Source organism: Devosia indica (genome assembly GCF_003056405.1).
In the GTDB taxonomy this organism is placed as follows: Bacteria; Pseudomonadota; Alphaproteobacteria; order Rhizobiales; family Devosiaceae; genus Devosia; species Devosia indica.
On record NZ_PYVZ01000008.1, the window covers coordinates 1 to 18320 of the forward strand.

At 60.8% G+C, this 18320-nt stretch carries 16 protein-coding genes and 1 pseudogene; 14 read left to right on the top strand and 3 right to left on the bottom strand.

Features of this window, described 5'->3' with window-relative positions; translation table 11 throughout:
• Positions 1-129: 129 nt before the first annotated feature.
• The 5 genes and pseudogenes from DDE76_RS09275 to DDE76_RS09295 form a co-directional block, all read left to right on the top strand.
• A pseudogene (locus DDE76_RS09275) lies at positions 130-573 on the top strand (carbohydrate ABC transporter permease); the annotation flags it as partial.
• Between the two features lie 2 nt (positions 574-575).
• Positions 576-1493 (top strand): carbohydrate ABC transporter permease, encoded by a 918-nt coding sequence (locus DDE76_RS09280; protein ID WP_104893126.1) that lies wholly within the window; start codon positions 576-578, stop codon positions 1491-1493.
• A 1-nt stretch (position 1494) separates the two neighbouring features.
• On the top strand, positions 1495-2607 hold the full coding sequence (locus DDE76_RS09285) for an ABC transporter ATP-binding protein (protein ID WP_104893125.1): 1113 nt from the start codon (positions 1495-1497) through the stop codon (positions 2605-2607).
• Between the two features lie 50 nt (positions 2608-2657).
• Positions 2658-3485 carry a glycerophosphodiester phosphodiesterase family protein gene (locus DDE76_RS09290; protein WP_104893124.1) on the top strand — a complete coding sequence of 276 codons (828 nt, stop codon included), beginning with the start codon at positions 2658-2660 and terminating at the stop codon, positions 3483-3485.
• Entirely contained in the window at positions 3482-4312 is an 831-nt protein-coding gene (locus tag DDE76_RS09295) for an inositol monophosphatase family protein (RefSeq protein ID WP_104893123.1), read from the top strand. Before DDE76_RS09290 ends, DDE76_RS09295 begins: the two co-directional genes overlap by 4 nt.
• A 659-nt stretch (positions 4313-4971) precedes the next feature.
• On the opposite strand, the gene DDE76_RS09305 is transcribed toward DDE76_RS09295, so the two are convergent.
• Together DDE76_RS09305 and DDE76_RS09310 are read right to left on the bottom strand one after the other, a co-directional pair.
• A complete protein-coding gene (locus DDE76_RS09305) occupies positions 4972-6243 on the bottom strand; it encodes a sulfatase family protein (RefSeq protein ID WP_157955734.1) in 1272 nt (423 codons plus the stop codon).
• 58 nt (positions 6244-6301) lie between these two features.
• A complete protein-coding gene (locus DDE76_RS09310) occupies positions 6302-7585 on the bottom strand; it encodes an ABC transporter substrate-binding protein (protein WP_104893120.1) in 1284 nt (427 codons plus the stop codon).
• 253 nt (positions 7586-7838) lie between these two features.
• Here DDE76_RS09310 and DDE76_RS09315 point away from each other — a divergent pair, with 253 nt between their 5' ends.
• Positions 7839-8819 (top strand): LysR family transcriptional regulator, encoded by a 981-nt coding sequence (locus DDE76_RS09315; RefSeq protein WP_104893119.1) that lies wholly within the window; start codon positions 7839-7841, stop codon positions 8817-8819.
• Positions 8820-8917: 98 nt separating this feature from the next.
• Positions 8918-9856: a formylglycine-generating enzyme family protein gene (locus DDE76_RS09320; RefSeq protein ID WP_104893118.1), complete on the top strand. Its 939-nt coding sequence runs from the start codon at positions 8918-8920 to the stop codon at positions 9854-9856.
• Between the two features lie 200 nt (positions 9857-10056).
• On the opposite strand, the gene DDE76_RS09325 is transcribed toward DDE76_RS09320, so the two are convergent.
• Entirely contained in the window at positions 10057-10968 is a 912-nt protein-coding gene (locus tag DDE76_RS09325) for a LysR family transcriptional regulator (protein WP_104893117.1), read from the bottom strand.
• A 114-nt stretch (positions 10969-11082) separates the two neighbouring features.
• Here DDE76_RS09325 and atzF point away from each other — a divergent pair, with 114 nt between their 5' ends.
• The 7 genes from atzF to DDE76_RS09360 are packed head-to-tail and all read left to right on the top strand — an operon-like array spanning position 11083 to position 18318.
• On the top strand, positions 11083-12921 hold the full coding sequence (atzF, locus tag DDE76_RS09330) for an allophanate hydrolase (RefSeq protein ID WP_245891861.1): 1839 nt from the start codon (positions 11083-11085) through the stop codon (positions 12919-12921).
• A 19-nt stretch (positions 12922-12940) separates the two neighbouring features.
• Positions 12941-13903 (top strand): ABC transporter substrate-binding protein, encoded by a 963-nt coding sequence (locus DDE76_RS09335; RefSeq protein WP_198650876.1) that lies wholly within the window; start codon positions 12941-12943, stop codon positions 13901-13903.
• Positions 13904-13905: 2 nt separating this feature from the next.
• Positions 13906-14757 (top strand): ABC transporter permease, encoded by an 852-nt coding sequence (locus tag DDE76_RS09340; RefSeq protein WP_104893116.1) that lies wholly within the window; start codon positions 13906-13908, stop codon positions 14755-14757.
• Positions 14750-15526, top strand: a complete 777-nt coding sequence (locus tag DDE76_RS09345) for an ABC transporter ATP-binding protein (protein ID WP_104893115.1) — start codon at positions 14750-14752, stop codon at positions 15524-15526. The genes DDE76_RS09340 and DDE76_RS09345 overlap by 8 nt, the downstream gene beginning before the upstream one ends.
• Entirely contained in the window at positions 15523-16383 is an 861-nt protein-coding gene (locus DDE76_RS09350; protein WP_245891862.1) for an alpha/beta hydrolase, read from the top strand. Before DDE76_RS09345 ends, DDE76_RS09350 begins: the two co-directional genes overlap by 4 nt.
• Positions 16295-17398, top strand: a complete 1104-nt coding sequence (locus DDE76_RS09355) for an asparaginase (RefSeq protein ID WP_245891863.1) — start codon at positions 16295-16297, stop codon at positions 17396-17398. The genes DDE76_RS09350 and DDE76_RS09355 overlap by 89 nt, the downstream gene beginning before the upstream one ends.
• A gap of 11 nt (positions 17399-17409) precedes the next feature.
• On the top strand, positions 17410-18318 hold the full coding sequence (locus tag DDE76_RS09360) for a polysaccharide deacetylase family protein (protein ID WP_104894885.1): 909 nt from the start codon (positions 17410-17412) through the stop codon (positions 18316-18318).
• Positions 18319-18320 lie beyond the last annotated feature (2 nt).

Here is an 18320-nt window from a genome sequence, read left to right on the forward strand (position 1 = left end):
CGCTCAATAACGCCATGTCGATCACTCCTGGATCCCCCGACCAACAGCCAGGGGACGATCAAAACATGGGTCATTTCTCAGTGAAAACTTCTGCCCCTAGAGGGTCAGATCTCAGTGACATTCAACACCCCTGGCATCGATGGCACGGATGCTTTCATCATGCTGATCGCCGCCCATGTCTGGGGAGGCATTCCGTTCAACTTCGTAATTCTCCTGGCCGGACTGCAGTCCATTCCCCGCACGATGCACCAGGCCGCCGCCATGGACGGTGCCAGCCCCTGGCGGCGCGTTTTCGATGTGCAACTGCCACTGATCATGCCGCAGCTATTCCTGACCCTGGTGCTCGAATTCACCGAAAGCGTCACATCAGCTTTCGCCCTGGTCGACACAATGACCAAGGGAGGACCGGGCGGAGCGACAACCCTGCTGGTCTACAAGATCTATGTGGATGGCTTTAACGGCTACGACCTGTCAGGCGCGGCCACACAGACGGCCCTCCTGATGATCTTCGTCATCTTCCTGACCGGGGCGCAATTCGCCTTCCTCGGCCGCCGCATCAACTACGAGCGCTGAACATGATAGAGAATGCGCGTTCCCTCAATATCGTCGCCGGCCTGATCCTGCTCACAGGCATGGTCTACATCCTGGCCCCGCTCTATCTGGCTCTTGCCACGGCCACCCAGTCCTATCAGTTCATGCTGCGCAACGGCATCGTCTGGTATCCGGGCGACCAGTTGCTCGCCAATGTCGTGCGCATCTTCACCGAGACGCGCATTCCCCTGCAGATGGTCAACTCCCTCATCGTAGCGGTGCTCGACGCCCTGATTACCTGCGTGCTGTCATTCATCACGGCCTATGCACTTGTGTTCTTCCCGGTTCGCTGGGGCTCGGTGGTATTTGCGCTGATCCTTGCCACAATCATGCTGCCGCTCGATATCCGGGTGATCACGACCTATCAGGTAGCGGCAAATATCTTTTCGCCGCTCAACGCCCTGTTCGATAGCACCGGCCTCAATGGCCTGCTCGACAGTATGTTCGGGGTTCGGCTGGCGCTCGAGTGGAGTGTGCTCGACACCCATTTCGGCTTGATCGCACCCCTTGTAGCGCATGGCACAGGCACTTTCCTGTTCCGGCAGTTCTTTCTGGTCTTGCCCAAGGACCTGGTCAAGGCCGCGCGCATGGATGGCGCCGGCCCGCTCCGCTTTCTGATCGACATCCTGCTGCCTCTCTCCCGGCCCAGCTTTGCGGCACTCTTTGTCCTGACCTTCCTGAGCGGCTGGACGCAGTATCTCTGGCCATTGGTCGCCAGTTCGACCCCCGACATGCAGACTGCCGTCGTCGGCCTGGCCCGACTTTCGCCGGACTCGGACGGTGTCATGCCGGACTTTCCCCTGATCATGGCCGGAGCCGTGGTTGTATCAATTATCCCGCTCACCATGATTGCGTTGCTGCAGCGCTATCTCGTGCGCGGCCTGGTTCTCTCGGAGAAATAAGATGTCTGCGATCGACTCCGCCATCCGCGCAGCCGCCACCTCCATCGTTCTCGATGGTGTCAGCAAGTCCTACGACAAGGGCGCCGAAGTCATCCCTCCACTCAGCGCGGAATTGCGCGCTGGCGAATTCACGGTGGTGCTTGGTCCCTCAGGCTGCGGCAAGTCCACCTTGTTGCAGATGATCGCCGGGCTGGAACGGGTGAGCGCCGGTGCTATCCGCTTCGGCTCACGCGAGGTGCACGAGCTTGAGCCCAAGCAGCGTGGCTGCGCCATGGTGTTTCAGAACTATGCGCTGTATCCTCATATGAGCGTCTTCGACAATATCGCTTATAGTCTCAAAGTCGCCGGAATGGCGCGCGCCGAGCGTCTGCAACGGGTCGAAGCCGCAGCAAGAATGCTGGCCCTGACGGGCTTGCTGGGACGCAAACCCGGCCAGCTTTCAGGTGGCCAGCGACAGCGTGTTGCTATCGGTCGCGCGATTGTTCGAGAGCCGGGTATCTTGCTCTTTGACGAGCCCTTGTCCAACCTGGACGCACAATTGCGCCACGACATGCGCATTGAGCTGGCCGAGCTGCACCGGCGCATCGGCGCGACCACGGTCTTCGTTACCCACGACCAGGTCGAGGCAATGACCTTGGCCGATCGCATCGTGATCCTCAACAAGGGCCGCATCGAGCAGTTCGATACGCCCCGGACCATCTATCACAAACCCGCGTCGGTCTTTGTCGCCCGTTTCATCGGGTCCCCTCCAATGAACATCCTGCCAGTGCAGGGTGACGGTTCCACACTGCGGCTGGCCAGCGGCGAGGTCCTGGCCCGATCCTCACTCAAGGGAAGCTATCAGCTGGGCATACGGCCCGAAGACATCCAGATCAACAACGGGCCGCTCCAGGTCAAACTGCGCTACCGTGAGGAACTGGGCTCCCATTCTGTTCTGGCCGTCGAAATCGCCGGTAATCTGATCCGCATCTCGACCCCGTTCGGCTCTGACATTGGCAGTCGCGATACGTTTGCGGTGAATTTCCCGCCCGAGCGCCTGCATCTGTTCGATGCAGGCGATGGCCGCGCCATCCCTTACGCCTTCACTCGGGCCAAAGCGCTCGCCGACGCCTGATCTTCTCCATTTCCCGCTGTTTGCGACACCTTCCAAGAAAGACAAGAACAATGAGCTATATCGACTTTGTCAGCGATCCGACGCGCCGCTGTGCAATTGTGGCCCACCGCGGCGCCTGGCACGGCGCCCCGGAAAACAGTCTGGCGGCTATTGAGAATGCGATCCGGATCGGGGCCGACATTGTTGAAATCGACGTGCGCAAGAGTGCCGATGGCATACTTTTCCTGATGCATGACGAAACCCTGTTGCGCATGGCCGGCATCGACCGCGAAGCCGAGAGCATGACCATGGCCGAACTGCAGGAAATAGCCCTGCGGGCCGACGATGGCGGCGAAGACAATCCCCTGACCGATCAACGCATTCCCACGCTGTCCCAGTCGCTTGAGGCCATCCGCGGCCGTATCTTTGCCGACCTGGACCTCAAGGACCGCTCACTGTTTCCCGAGGTCGCCGCCTGTGTGCGAGATCTGAACGCCACCGCCTATGTGGATCTCAAGACCACGGTAATGACGCCTGAGCACGTGGCCTGGGTGCGCGCCCAAGACATCCCGGACCTGCCCTTCATGGCCATGTCCACCTTCACCAGGCAGGAGACCTCCAGCACCCTGGCCGTGCTTGCCGAACTCCGGCCCTTTATGAGCGAGATCCGCTTTGATGCCATCGACACCATTGCTGACAATCGCGAGGCCTTTCAGCGCGCGGGCATGGCCCTGTGGAAGAACACGCTTGATCAGGCCAATAGCGGCACCTGGACCGACACGGCCGCGCTGGCCGACCCGGACAAGATATGGGGCCGCCTGATCAACGCAGGCATCAGCGCCATCCAGACCGATCAGCCGGAAGCCCTCAAGACCTATCTTGAGGAACGAGCCGCGTGAACGAAATTTCCGATGATCAGATGATTGCCCTGATGCAGGCGATGCGCACCGTGGCGCAGGCTGAAATAATGCCGCGATTTCATGCGCTTTCTGCAACATCGATCAGAACAAAGACAGCCGATGATGACCTGGTAACGGATGCTGACATCTGTGCCGAGGCGGCTTTGGCAAGACAGCTGGAAACGATACTGGGAGATATTGCGATAGTAGGGGAGGAGGCGGTTTCAAGTGATCGGACGGTCCTTGAGCATCTCCGGGGCCATTCACCTGTTGCGATCATCGATCCGGTCGATGGCACCTGGAACTTTGCCCACGGGGTCCCCCTGTTCGGTTCGATCCTTGCCATTGTCGCGGGCGGCCAAACCATCGCCGGCCTGATTCATTATCCGTGCTTGGACGACTTCCTGGTCGCCCGTCCTGGGAGAGGAGCGTGGCATGTCGGTGCTGGCGGCAAGCCAACCCGCATTGCCGTTGCGGTCCCCTCGCCGACCAGCAACATGCACGGCTTCGTGCCCCTCCATATGTATCCGGCGGAGCTTCAGTCTCGGATTGCACCGCGCCTTGGAGCCTTTGCGCGCACCACCACCTGGCGGTGTTCCGCTTTCGAATACCGCATGCTGGCGACAGGAGCGATGAGCTTCTGCGCCAATGCAGGCCTGGCCCCATGGGATCACGCAGCCGGTGCCTTGATTCATGCCGAGGCTGGAGGCTACGCTGCTTTGCTCACCCAAGAGCCCTATTGCCCAACCATTCTCAATGGCATCTTGCTTGCAGCGCCAGATCGGGAAAGCTGGAAGCAAATAAGAACGGCGCTCTTTGAGATGTAGATGCCATCGGGCAGGCATACGCGCGACAGCCTCTGGCCAGCACGGCTTGAGCGCATCCTACACGGGGTCCGAAACTGTCTGGGCGAGCGGACGGTTTCCGAAAGGTGGCCAAGGCCGGCCAAACGGCCGCAATGGCCCGCGTCGAGGTGTCGGCGCGGCATCTGCCATGACAATGCCGTGGTCGAAAGCTTCTTCAACCTGCTCAAGTGCGAGAGGATCACCCGCCGCACCCGTCGAACCCGGAACCAAGCACGTCCGCGACCGCAGGCGCTCGCCCATTGAGTTCGAACGGCGACACCAGGCCTAGCCCCGTAGGTGTCTACAGGACGCGGGGCTATTCGCTGGCCGAGGCCAGGATACCAGTCGGCACAGGGCAGGATGACAACAACGACCATCAACCGCATTTGTCGCTGGGCAGTTTCGCGCCCAGCGAATCCGCCAGCAATCTGGCACTGGAAAAACGGTCGGATTGGCGCCAGACGTCAACTCGAGGACCAACCGTAAGACCGGCGGGAACTTGGTGCGCGTGTCAACACCTGCATCATCACTCCCGTCGAGCGGTACAGCCGGTTGCCGCCCATTGGTAGCCGGCACACTCCAGGTTTGCTGGCCGCCCAATCGAGGTCTCGAAGGAAGCCAAGCAATCCTTTCACTTGTCCCTAGCGGCCTTGCTCAAGTCTGAAATGCGCGGGCGGGGTCCAGTCCGGGTCGAGAAGCGGGTCATTGGTCGCGACCATCCATGCCTGCAGACGACCATCGAGCCCGTCGACGATTTCGGCGCAATCTGCATCATCCACCCGATTCCGCCTCTCGAGCGGATCGAGTATGACATTGTAAAGCGCCCGCTCGGCCGGCGGGTAGGTAGCCCAGCCATGACGGAGATAGAGCGTTTTGGCGTCGCCATCGTCTACATTGGCCAGAACGGGCGAGCCGGCACCATCGAAGCGCTTGATGTAGAGCCACTCCTGTGTGCGGATGGCGCGCATTGGTTCGGCGGCCGCGTGGCAGGTCACCTCAGCGAAAACTTCGCTGTGAATCTCCTTGGTGGCACCGACAACCAGAGGGAGCAGGCTTTCGCCGCGCAGCCAGGCGGGCCTGGCAAGGCCGAGAATATCCATCAGCGTGGGGAAGATGTCGATCTGGGAGACCAGTGCGTCCACGATCCTGCCGCCGGAAAACCCCGAGGGACCGCGCATGATCAGGGCAACGCCGGTGCCCGCATCGTTGAGATTGCCTTTGGCTTCCGGCCAGGGGAGCCCGTGGTCGGTTGTGAAGATCACCAAGGTCTCTGAATCGAGGCCTGATGCGGCCAGAGCGGCCAGCACCTGTCCAACCGCATCGTCGACGCTGCGCAGACTGGTGTGCAGCCTTGCCGTGTCGGCGCGCACGTCGGCGGTGTCTGGGTAGCCTGGTGGCGGAGCGAGATAGCGCGGATCATCCGCCGGGTCGGCATCGGGGTAGACCCGGTGAGTCTCGAAGAAGCCGACGCTGAGAAAAAATGGCTTGCCGGATGTGCGGTTAGCCAACCACGCGGCCGCCGCAGGCCCGACATCCCGAGCATGGTTGGCGCCCAGATTGATGACCTCGCCATAGCCGAGAGCGCCCAGTTCATCTTGCGGGGCTACGTGCTGGAGGCCGACAAGAGCGCAATCAAAGCCCGCAGCACCCAGGATATTGGCAAGGTGCTGACGTGGATCGGTGAGGCGCGCACCGCGATGGACAAGGCCGATCATGCCCGTTTCATGAGGCCAGTTGCCAGTGAGCAGGGCTGCGCGGCTTGGGCTACAGGTGGGGGCGGCCGAATGCGCCTTGCGAAACAGCACCCCCTCTCGGGCAAGACCGGCAAGATTCGGGGTGGGCACGGCATGGCCATAAGGGGAGACAAAACGGCCGGTGTCGTGGGTATGGATATAGATGATGTTCAGGCCCAAAATGGCCTCCAGAAGATGAGGGTGCGAATGTATCCTTCGCACCGCCTTGGTTGATTGATCAGCCTGCGCGCTCCAACGCCTCTTGAGCGGCAGCAATGAAATCGGCAGCAACGGCTTCTGGCGGCCTCACGCCGAAGGCTGCTTCCTGCGCTGCGAATGCGAGAAGGGACTCGTTGATCTCGCCGCCCCCGCTTGGTGATTGCGGCGGCGGCGGGCTCAAGAGTGGTTCAAGCCCCCCCACATAGGTCACTGCTGCGCGGGCAGAGTCCTCGAGCATGCCGGCAATGCCGTCGCGAACGGCAGCCGAGGGAGGAATGCCTCGTTCCGCGTTTAGGATCGTGTTGGCCTCGACATCATTGACGAAGAAATTGATGAAGCGCGCGGCATCAGCCTTGCGGGACGAGGTGCTGCTGATTGAGAAGAACATGGACGGGCGGCGATAATAGCCACCCGGTGCATCGAGGGAGATGCGCGGGAAATTGGTCAGCACCAGAGGCGAAGTGGTGAGCGCCTGATAGGCCGACATGAGATTGGAGAACTCTGCCATAGTGGCACTCTTGCCCATGATCAGCGGCGATGTGCCGGGCCCCTCCATCATGGCCTGCACTTCGGGGGAAACGCATACGCCGGCATCCCGAAAGCCTTTCCACAGGTTCAGCCAGCCAGCCATGTCGGCGGCGTCGAAGCCGAGTTCGCCGTCGGAGGTGTAAAGCGCCTTTGACTGTTGGCGCAGCCAGTTCTCAAGCGCCGCCCAGGATCCCGACCTGTCATCGGTGACGGCTTGAGCAACGCCGGCGCTCTTGAAGCTTTCGGCAATTGCATAGAGATCGTCCAGCGTAGTCTGCGGACCAGGAATGTCGACGCCGGCGGCTTCGAAAGGCGTGGTGTCGACTATCATGCCGAATGCGTTGGAGCCCAGGCTCACTGCATAAAGCGTGTCATTCACTTTGCCGGCTTCGACCTGGTCCTGATCGAATTGGGCAAAATCGAGCTCTTTGCCGATGAACTCGTCAAGCGGGGCAATGGCGCCGCGGCTTGCGTATTCAGCGATGTAGCGGCCGGCTCCATCCATTTGCACCACGTCGGGCGCGGTACCGGCGGCAGTCTGGGTCGCCAGCTTCGGCCAATAATCGGCAAAAGCCAGAAATTCGCCGGCCATGGCGATCCCCATGTCTTCACCAAAGGCATCCATTACCTTGAAGGTGCGATCAGCGCGGTCTTGGTTGCCCCAGAAAATAACGCGCAACTGCTCGTCCTGCGCCAGGATGGGTGACAGCCAAGTCGAAGCCATCAGTGCCGAGCCGCCGAGCAGGAGCTGGCGGCGGTTCAAGTTGAGATACATGTCATTATCCTCCTCGTGTGGTCCATTCACGACGGCAGCTCTTGCTTGCAGCAATGCGCCATCGACCGCCCGCACAAGCGGATGGCGTAAGCCACTGCTGGTTGTCAGAGGAGCGTGTCCGCTCAAGCGCTTCTGCCGGTGAGACCAAACCGGTCTGTGGCGCTGTACAGGGCCAGATAATCACGCCCATGGTCATTTGAAAAATATGAAATGATGCTAAGAAAATAGATGGCATCTATAAAGGAGCACTTCGATGGATCGAGCTCTGCGACAGTTCTTGGCGATTGCCGAAGCTGGGAGCATGACGGCAGCGGCGCGCGTGCTCAACGTGACGCAGCCGACACTGACGGTGAACATGCAGAAGCTCGAACAGGAGATAGGTCTGCCTTTGCTGCGCCGCACGTCAGAAGGAGTCCGGTTGACCAGCTACGGCGAGATGTTGTGCGCAAATGTCCGAATGATGCAGCGAATCTACGACAACGCACTGATCAATCTCAAAGATGAACGGGAACGCAGCGAGGAAGGTATCGCGCTGGCTTGCGGCAATACCTGGTGGACGCTTTTCGTGCATAGCGTGGTCAAGGCATACCGGGTGGATCACCCGACCGCACCCATTCGAGTGAACCTGGGTGACCAGATTGAATGCATGGAGCAATTGCTGGCCGGCGATATCAGTCTTTTCGTGTCCTATCGCTTCGATGGCCTGAGGGCTACGACTGGAGCCAAGTTCATTCCCCTCAGCCACTCGCCAACTGGATACTTTGTACGCCCCGGTCATCCTCTGCTCGGATGCCCCCGAAGCCGGAACGAAATCTTTGCTTATCCCCGGGCCGCTCCCGCGACCCCTCAGAACCGCTACCGCGCATTCATCAATGACTCGGAACGGCTGGAGACTATTGCAAGCGCCTTTGTTGCATCGCGCTATGCCTTTGCATCCAATTCGTTGACGGCGTGTATCGATTATGTCCGTGATAGTGATGCTGTGCTGCACTTCACCCAGCACCTGAACAAGGAGATCGGCAAACGAGGCCTGGCGGAGGTGCAACAATCCGACGAACCAGTGTTCAAGCCCATGGGAATTTATCTGCTCGCCGATCGCGCGGAAGATCCTAAGATTGCTGACTTGGTTGAACGCATAACGTCCGCTGCCGCAGCAGTCATGCCCAGGTTATCCGACAGCGGCGGTACCGGAGCGCCGATCGATAAAGTGTCCATGAGCAGCTTTTCGAGATGACGCACGCCATGAGTCGGTCGCGAACTCTGCCGGTTGACGACATGGCCGAGCTTGATAGCTGGGCTGGGCACCAGAGACTGCAAAAATAGGAGACAACTTTGTCCTGCTGCACTCCCAGCCGTAAGGGCGCGAGCCCGGCCACAACAGTAGGGTCGCCCCAGTTCGGGGACGGGGTGGCGGCAGAGCGGGTGTGGTTTCGCGGCGGTCGCAGCTTTGTCGGCACCGACCGCCCGGAAATACTGCAGGATGGGGAGGGCCCCCGGTACGATGTGGATATTGGGGCGTTCTGGCTCGATGCAACCAGCGTCACCAATGTCCGCTACGCTGAGTTTGTCGCCAAGACTGGCTATGTGACGGAGGCCGAAAGATACGGATGGTCGCCAGTGTTTCGCGGCCTTCTGGGGCCTGATGCGCCACCGCCATCGGCAACACAAACGCCTTGGTGGGTCAGGGTAGACGGCGCGAACTGGGCTGCGCCGGAGGGTCCGGGCAGTTCGACCGAAGGGCGGGAGGATCATCCAGTCGTGCACGTTTCCTGGGCCGATGCACAGGCCTTCGCCAGGTGGTGCGGCGGCAGGTTGCCCACAGAGGCTGAATGGGAGCATGCGGCCCGCGGTGGTCTTGCCGATCCGCGTTTTCCCTGGGGCGACGAGGAACCAGATGACCATACCGTCTATGCCAATATCTGGCAGGGTCAGTTTCCGCACACCAATATTGTGACCGACGGCTACTTGGGCACAAGCCCGGTCAGGGCCTTTCCGGCTAATGGCTCTGGGCTCTACGGCATGTCAGGCAATGTCTGGGAGTGGACGAGCGACGCCTTTCGTGTCCGCTCGCCTGGCCATCAAGTCAAGGAGCGCAACGAGCATTCGCTCCGAATCCAGGAAAAGGTGCTCAAGGGTGGTTCATTCCTGTGCCACATATCCTACTGCTATCGCTATCGCATCGCCGCCCGCTCGGCGCTGACGGCGGATTCGTCAGCAAGCAACACCGGTTTCCGCGTTGCCTATGATGGTGATCCCGGCAACGTAGGTTGAGGAGTCGATCCAAGGCCTGAGCAGGCCAATCCATGACAACTGAAATATCGCGGCATGATGCGTTGTCAACGACCATGCCCGCAACAGGCACTGGCGGTTGCTTCTGGCCTCGACCCGAGGAATCTAACTCACCGCGAGACAAGGCGCTATTCGCCCCGTGCTTCCGCCACGAAGGGCCTGTCTGACGGATGACCTCCCACCTAACCTGTCCTTCCATCGCCGTAGCGCGAATGCAGGCTGCTCGAGATCTGATCTACAAACTTGGAGGCCGCAACCGAGAGCGACCGACCTCTCAGTTGCCCGAGGACCAATTGGGTGGGTGGCAGGTCGCGCTGGTCTATTTCACGCGCCACCAGATTGCCACTGACTTGCGGGACGCCGGCACGGATCTGGAAAGAGATTATGTTCTCGCCCGAAGCATAGCTGCGCAAGACCTCGAACGAATCCGACTCGACCACCGTATGCACGGGTAGGCCCAACCGCACCAATGCGGCCTGCAACAAATGCCGGATCGCCAGTGTCGGCCCCGGCATGGCAATTGGATATTGCAGACATTCGCGCAGTCTGATGGTCGCGGCGGCCGCCAGGGGGTGATCCTTACTCATCAGCGCGCAGAGCGGCTGGTGCAGGATCAGCAAGGGTTGGAACTCGGGTGCCGGTGGCGGTGCGATGACCAGGGCGACATCAGCCTCGAAACCAGCCACAGCGCTGACCGCATGAATATGATCGCGCACCAGGACCGAAAAGGAGACCAGCGGATGCTGGGCCCGATAAGTCGCAATTTCCTGGGGGATCAATCCATGGGCGAAAGCCTGGCTTGCGGCAATCGTCACATGACCGCGCCGCACCCCTGAAAGATCGGCAAGCTGGGACCGCAAGCGCTCGAAATCGGCCAGTTGCGCGTGAATATGCCGAAGCACGAGTTCACCGGCAGCGTTCAGGCGCATGCCCTGCGGCATGCGTTCAAAAATTGGCGTGCCCAGTTCGGATTCGAAATCCTGAATTTTCCGGGTCAGCGCCGACGGTGTGATGCCCAGCCGCGCAGCGCTCTGCCGGATGGACCCGCTGGCCGCGACGTCGGCGATACATTGCAGGGTCTTGAGATGCCTCACGACGGACCTCCATAGTGTTGATCAAATTGCAACACGCCGATCAAAAACTAGCAATAGACGTCAACGCATAGCACGATAGGGTCTGAGCAGGATCAGCTTTACGGACCATTTACCTTGCTCACCACGCCGCACTCCCTATGCGACCTGCCCGACATCGCCGCGCGACTCGCGGCATACCGTTCCGGCCGCTCAGCAGCCAGCGATCTCGACGCGACGCTCGACGCTGTAGAAGCGGAGGGGCAACCGGTCTGGATATCGGTGATGCCAAGGGCTCAGGCGCATGCCTTGCTCGCCGATGCCCAAGCGCGTCTCGACGCCGGCCAGGACCTGCCCTTGTTCGGCATCCCCTTTGGCGTGAAGGACAATATCGACGTCAAGGGTCTTGAGACGACGGCGGCATGCAACCAGTTCGCATATCACCCCGAGGAGTCCGCCTTCGTGGTGAGACGGCTCATCGCCGCAGGTGCCATACCGGTGGGCAAGACCAATCTCGATCAGTTCGCAACCGGCCTCAACGGCACCCGGTCGCCCTATGGCATGCCGGCCTGCGCATTCAACGATGCCTATGTTTCGGGCGGATCAAGCTCAGGTTCTGCAATTGCCGTAGCGAAGGGGCAGGTTCCATTCGCTCTGGGAACAGACACTGCCGGCTCCGGTCGTATTCCCGCCGGTTTCAACAATATCGTGGGGATCAAACCCAGCCGGGGCCTGCTGAGCACACAAGGCGTCGTTCCGGCCTGCCGTTCACTGGATTGTGTTTCTATCCTGTCCAACACGATGGCAGACGGACTGGCGGTCCTGGGGGCTGCGGCGGCCTATGACCCGGAAGACCCTTATTCGCGCGAAGGCGACTGGGCCGCCTTGGGTGCACCGCCCAGCAGTTTCACTTTCGGGATCATCGATGGTCGCACACTGGATCGATGCGCACCGGCCGTTGTCCAAAGCTACCGCAAGGCCATCGAGGCGCTTGAGCAGCTCGGCGGGACCGCCGTGTCTTGTGACTACGCCCCCTTCGAAATGACAGCAGAACTGCTCTACGCAGGGCCCTGGATTGCCGAAAGGCTGGCGGCGATACGCAATTTTGCGGCCACCCAGCCCGAAGCCATTCATCCGGTGGTGCGCGACATCATCCGGTCTGCGCACCAGTTTGCGGCCGTCGATGCCTTTGAGGGCCAGTATCGGCTCGCGGCCTTGGCGCGCAGCACGGCCGAAATCCTGGGCCAGTTCGATCTGATGCTGGTGCCGACAGCGCCAGAACACCCCACGATACAAGAGATGCTGGCCGACCCCATAGGAGCAAACTCCCGGCTCGGCCTGTTCACCAATTTCGTCAACTTGCTCGATATGGCTGCCGTGGCTGTCCCCGCGGGTCGAAGCGAGCATGGTCTGCCACTAGGGGTCACCCTGATTGCGCCGCGTCTCAGCGAAAGCATGCTGGCCAACATTGGCGATCGCCTTCATCGCACCGATGCCGGAGCCGCGCTCGGGGCGGGCACCATCCCCTTGTCGGCAACCACCCGCGTCCCGAACATCGAATCGACCAACACTGTCCGCCTCGCCGTCGTCGGGGCGCATTTGCGCGGACAGCCTCTCAATCACCAACTGACCGAACGGGGCGCGCGCTTCATTGCCCAGACCCGCACGGCATCCGGGTACAGCCTTTATGCTTTGCCCAATTCGGCGCCACCCAAACCCGGCCTCGCCCGCGACGAGGGTCAAGGCATGATTGAAATCGAACTATGGGATGTACCGCTCAACACCTTTGGCAGCTTTGTCGCCTCCATCCCTGCGCCACTCGGGATCGGTTCGATCGCACTAGAGGATGGCACCCTCGTCAAGGGCTTCATTTGCGAGCAATACGCGCTCGAGCAGGCTCCCGACATTACGCATTTCGGTGGGTGGCGAAACTTTCTTGCCGCATCCAAACCCGCTGCAACACCAATCACAGCATAGCCGCACAGGAGATCAGGCCATGATGAATAGACGCAGGTTCCTCGCCACATCCGCCGCTACCGCAGCAGCGACGGCTATTATGCCCATGCCGTTTGTACGGGCCCAGTCTGATACCACGATCCGCATGGGCGCCCTCAAGCTCATCCATTCGATCGCGCCGCACTTCTATGAGCAGTTCACCCCTGCCGGCTACAAGGTCGAAGTCATTCCCTTCGAAAGCCCCACTGAAGGCAAGAATGCCGTAGTAACCAAATCTGTCGATTTCGGCATGTTCGGCATCGCTGCGGCCACGCTGGGCGCGGCTGCCGGAGAACCAATCGTCGTGATTGGTGGTGCCTGCAACAAAGGCATGGGTGTCGTCGCGGGCAAGGACAGCGACATCAGCGCGATCAGCGATCTCAAGGGCAAACGCGTCGCCATCTGGCCCGGCTCCACCCAGGAAGTCTTCATCCTGGAGCGATTGCGCATGGAAGGCATGTCGATTGACGATATTACCCCGGTTCGCATTTCTTTCAGCAAGATGCACCTTGCGCTCGCACGGGGCGATATCGATGCCTATGTCGGCGCAGAGCCAGCGCCGGGCGTAAGCCTGGCCACGGGTATCGGCAAGATTGTGGAATATCCCTATGGCACCGAAATGGGGGCACTCAACATGATCTTTGGCGCCCATCGCGACACGCTGGTGGAGCGGCCAGAACTGGTCACGGTCATCCTCGACATTCACCGGCAGGCATCGGAATTCGCCATGGCCAATCCAGCCGCGATGGTCGACATGGCGGTGATGAAATTGGGCCAGGACCGCGCTGCTATCGAACTGTCGGCTCCGAATGTAGAACTGACCTGGAACTTTGGGGAGACCGAGTTAACCCAGTCCAAGACCTACGCACAGCACATGCTGGAGCTCAATCAGATCCAGGCACTTCCTGATTTCAACACGTTGTTTGACACCAGCTTCGTCAACGCGCTCGCACAAGGGGCCTGACCATGAGTGTCGCGGCCGACCGGAACCAGACACCGCCAGCCGCAACCGCTCCTCGAAGGCAGATTGCCTTCGAGGCCGCGCGGCTCAAACAACCTGCTCTGGCGCTATTGCTGCCCCTTTTGCTGCTCATTCTCTGGCATTTGGCGACAGCCGGAAAAGCCTACAGCCTGATCCCGCCACCCACCCAGGTGGGGCTTGCCTTCTACGACCTCGCATTCGGCGGCATTCGCAATGACTTCTTCAGTGGGACACTGCTTACCCACGTCATTGCCTCGGTATCGCGCGTCTATGGCGGCTTCTTCCTGGCTGTACTCGCCGCGCTGCCCCTCGGCCTGCTGATCGGCCGCATCGAGGTCGTGCGCCAGATGCTCGACCCCATGCTGCAGATCTTGCGGCCCATTCCCGTCACGGCGTGGCTGCCGCTCGCCATGATCATCTTCGGTATTGGTCCTACCTCGGCAATATTCCTGGTCTTTCTGGGGGCGTTCTATCCAATCCTGATCAACACGGTCTTCGGCGTGCGCTCTGTAGAACCGCGCCTGTTTGAAGCCGCCAGCATGCTGGGATGCACACCCTCGGCCCAATTTGCCAAGGTCGTCTTGCCCGCATCCCTGCCTGCCATCTTTACCGGCCTCCGCCTCGGGCTCGGCTTTGCCTGGATGATCATCGTTATCGGGGAAATGACCGGCGTTCCCACTGGCCTGGGTGCCATCATCATGGAAGCGCGGCAACTCTCGCGAACCGAAATCGTCATCTGCGGCATGATCGCCATTGGCGTCGCCGGTTTCATCTCTGATCGCATCATCCTGATGATCGGTCGCAAGCTCTTGTCCTGGAGCCCCAACCATGTCTGACACACCAACCATTCTGTCGCTGCGCCATGTCGGCAAGACCTTTGACGTACAGGGCCGCAAGATCGAGGCCCTGCGCGATGCCAATCTCGACGTCAAGCGAGGTGAGTTTGTCTGCCTGCTCGGCGCCTCGGGTTGCGGGAAATCGACCTTGCTGCGCATCGTTGCCGGGTTTGAAACCGCCAGCAGCGGGGACGTGCTGATGTGGAACCGGCCGATCGAAGGGCCAGACCCGACCCGAGGCATGGTCTTTCAGGACTACGGCCTCTTTCCGTGGCTGACGGTCCGCGACAATATCGGTTTCGGCCCGGCTTCGCGGCGCCGCCCTAGCCGCGAGGTCAAGGAAACGGCAGATCACTTCATTGATCTGGTGGGGTTGGGCAAGTTCGCCGATGTCTACCCACACCAGCTCTCGGGGGGAATGAAGCAGCGGGTTGCCATTGCGCGCGTCCTGGCCAACGAAGCCGAGATGGTGTTGATGGATGAACCCTTCGGGGCCCTGGACGCCATGACGAGAGAGCGGTTGCAAGACGAACTGCTGGATTTGTGGGATCGCACCAAGCTGACCGTGCTCTTCGTCACCCATTCCATCGAGGAAGCCGTCGTCCTGTCCAACCGGGTTATCGTCATGAGTGCTGGTCCGGGACGCATCGATAGCGACATTACCGTGGACCTGCCTAGACCGCGTGACGTATCAAGCCAGGACTTCAATGAGCTCAGGCGTTCCCTGTCCGGCAAACTGCACAGCCATCACGGGAAGGTCGCGGCGTGAGTTTCGTAGCGGCGGAGGAAACTGCCCCTCCGGTCTGGCGCGGCATGGATCGTGCCGCCCTTGACAGCGCCTACGACAATAGCGGCGCCGTGCCCGAGAGCGGGCAATACCTTGCTGAATGGTCGAAAAGGACTGCTGCGCTTCGGGCGCAACCCGGCCATCTGCTGGACCTGCGCTATGGCCCGAGGGAGCGCAACCTGATCGACATCTACCGCTGCGGCAAACCCTCTGCGCCCATTCTGGTGTTTATTCACGGAGGTTACTGGCAGCGCAATTCCAAGGACGTTTTCGGCTGCATGGCCCAAGGGCCGATTGTAGCGGGCATGGATGTCGCCCTGGTGGGATACACATTGGCGCCCGCAGCGTCCCTGGCAGAAATTGCCGCAGAGATCCGGGCGGCCATATCGTTCATCCGTCAGATGCCCTCCAACCTGGGTATCGGCAAGGACCGGCTGGTGATTTCCGGATGGTCCGCGGGAGGCCACCTGGCCGCAAGCGCGATGGATATGGCCGAGGTCGATGCCGGTCTCACCATTTCCGGCATATTCGATCTGGAACCGATCCTGTTCGGTTCCCTCAACAACAAGCTGGGTCTTACCCCCGAGGACGTCCGACAACTCAGCCCGCAACAGAACTTGCCGGGGCGGGCCGGCAATCTTGTGGTTGTCTATGGCACAGCGGAACTGCCCGAACTGCAGCGGCAGTCACGAGACTACCTGACAGCCTGGCAAGGTTGCGGGCTGAACGGAACCCTCGAGCCCATAACTGGTGGCAATCATTTCTCCGTTCTCGAACAACTTGCGCAACCCGATGGGCTTTTGGCCCGCCAGGTCGCACGACTTGGCGGACTGTCCTGAACACCGGATTATCGAGACCAGGTCCATGCCCACATCCCCTCTTCCCCATGTCCACATCATCGTCCTGGGTGGAACCATCACCATGATTCCTACCCACCAAAGCGGTATCGTCCCAGCGCTGTCAGGGGAGGACTTGGTGGGGGCCGTTCCAGGCCTGGCGGCGATTGCCCGGATCACCGTCGAGACCCCGTTTTTGGTGCCCGGGGCCTCCCTTAGCTTTGAACAGATTAGGGACGTGTCGGAACTTTCCAACCAGTCCATCGCCCGTGGTGCCGATGGGGTGGTTATTGTTCAGGGCACTGACACGATCGATGAAACGGCCTTTCTGCTCGACCTTGCGCACACCGGCGACGCGCCCTTGGTGGTGACGGGGGCCATGCGCGGTGCGCAGGCAGTGGGCGCGGACGGTCCGGCTAACCTGTTCGCGGCCATCACCACAGCAGCGTCCCCTTCCGCGCGTGGCCTTGGTGCACTCGTGGTGCTCAACGACGAGATCCATGGGGCGCGGTTTGTGGAGAAATCGCACAAATCCCTGCCGTCGGCCTTTTCCAGCCCATCGCTCACCCCCCTGGGCGTTGTGGCGGAGGGCGAGGTCAAGATGGGGCTGCACCCGCGCCGTCCTTTGCTTCTTGGCCCGATGCCGAAGCTCGGTCGCGTCGCCCTCATAAAGCTCTGTCTTGGTGACGACGGCGAGATGATCGAGGCAGCGCTCGAACGGGACTATGATGGCATGGTCATAGAGGCCATGGGCGCCGGGCACGTGCCTGCCGCAACGCTGCCCGCTCTGGACCGGGCCGTTGCTTGCATGCCCGTAATCCTGTCCTCGCGCGCAACGGGCGGCAGCATTTTTCGGCAGACCTATGGCTTTGCCGGTGCGGAGCGCGATCTGCTTGCCCGCGGGCTGATTCCCGCCAGCACCTTATCCGCTACCAAGGCGCGGCTGCTCCTCGCCTTCCTGCTTGGCCAAGGCCGCACCGGTGTCGCCATAGCGGCGAGCTTCCAACAGTTTCAATGACAGGACTGGACATGACCGACCGGAGCATCGACCCGAACATAATCCGGCAGCGCCTGGACTATTCACCGATCGTGAACAGGCCAAAGCTGCGCCTGCCCAATGGTGAACGTGTGGTGGTCTGGACCATCGTAAACGTGGAAAACTGGTCGCCTGAGGGGCCAATGCCGCGCGCAGTTCTGCCGCCCCCGATGGGCCAGCCGCTCCTGCCCGATATTCCAAACTGGGCCTGGCATGAATATGGCATGCGGGTTGGCTTCTGGCGGTTCATGGAGGTGCTGCAGAAACGCGGCCTGCGCGCCAGCTTTGCGGTCAACGGGTCCGCCTGCGAAGTCTACGAGGCAGCCTGCCGCGCCGCCCATGACGCTGGTTGGGATTTCATCGGCCATGGTTTCGTACAGCGCCCCATGCACCGGGTCGACGATCAGGCACAGGCCATTCGCCAGACTATGGCGGCCATCAAGGCGCTGACTGGCGCCCCGCCCCGCGGCTGGGAGAGTCCGGGGTTGACGGAAACCATGGAAACACTCGACCTGCTGGCGGCAGAAGGGATCGAATATGTGTGCGATTGGTGTATGGACGATCAGCCTGTCACGATGCATACGACCTCTGGTCCCATCGTTTCAGTGCCCTACACGGTGGAAATCAACGACGTGGTGATGACGGCTCTGCAAGGCCACCGATCAGACGAAATTTACAGACGCGGCGTCGACCAGTTCGATCGGCTCTATCTTGAAGGGGTGGACCAGCCGCGGGTCATGGCCATCTCTATTCACCCGTACCTGACCGGCGCCCCCCATCGCATCAAATATCTCGAAATGCTCTACGACTATATCCTGGGACATGACAGCGTAGCCATGATGACCGGTGCGGAAATTCTCGATTGGTTCAGGCTGCAAGGTCGACCCTTGGACCAGCAATGACC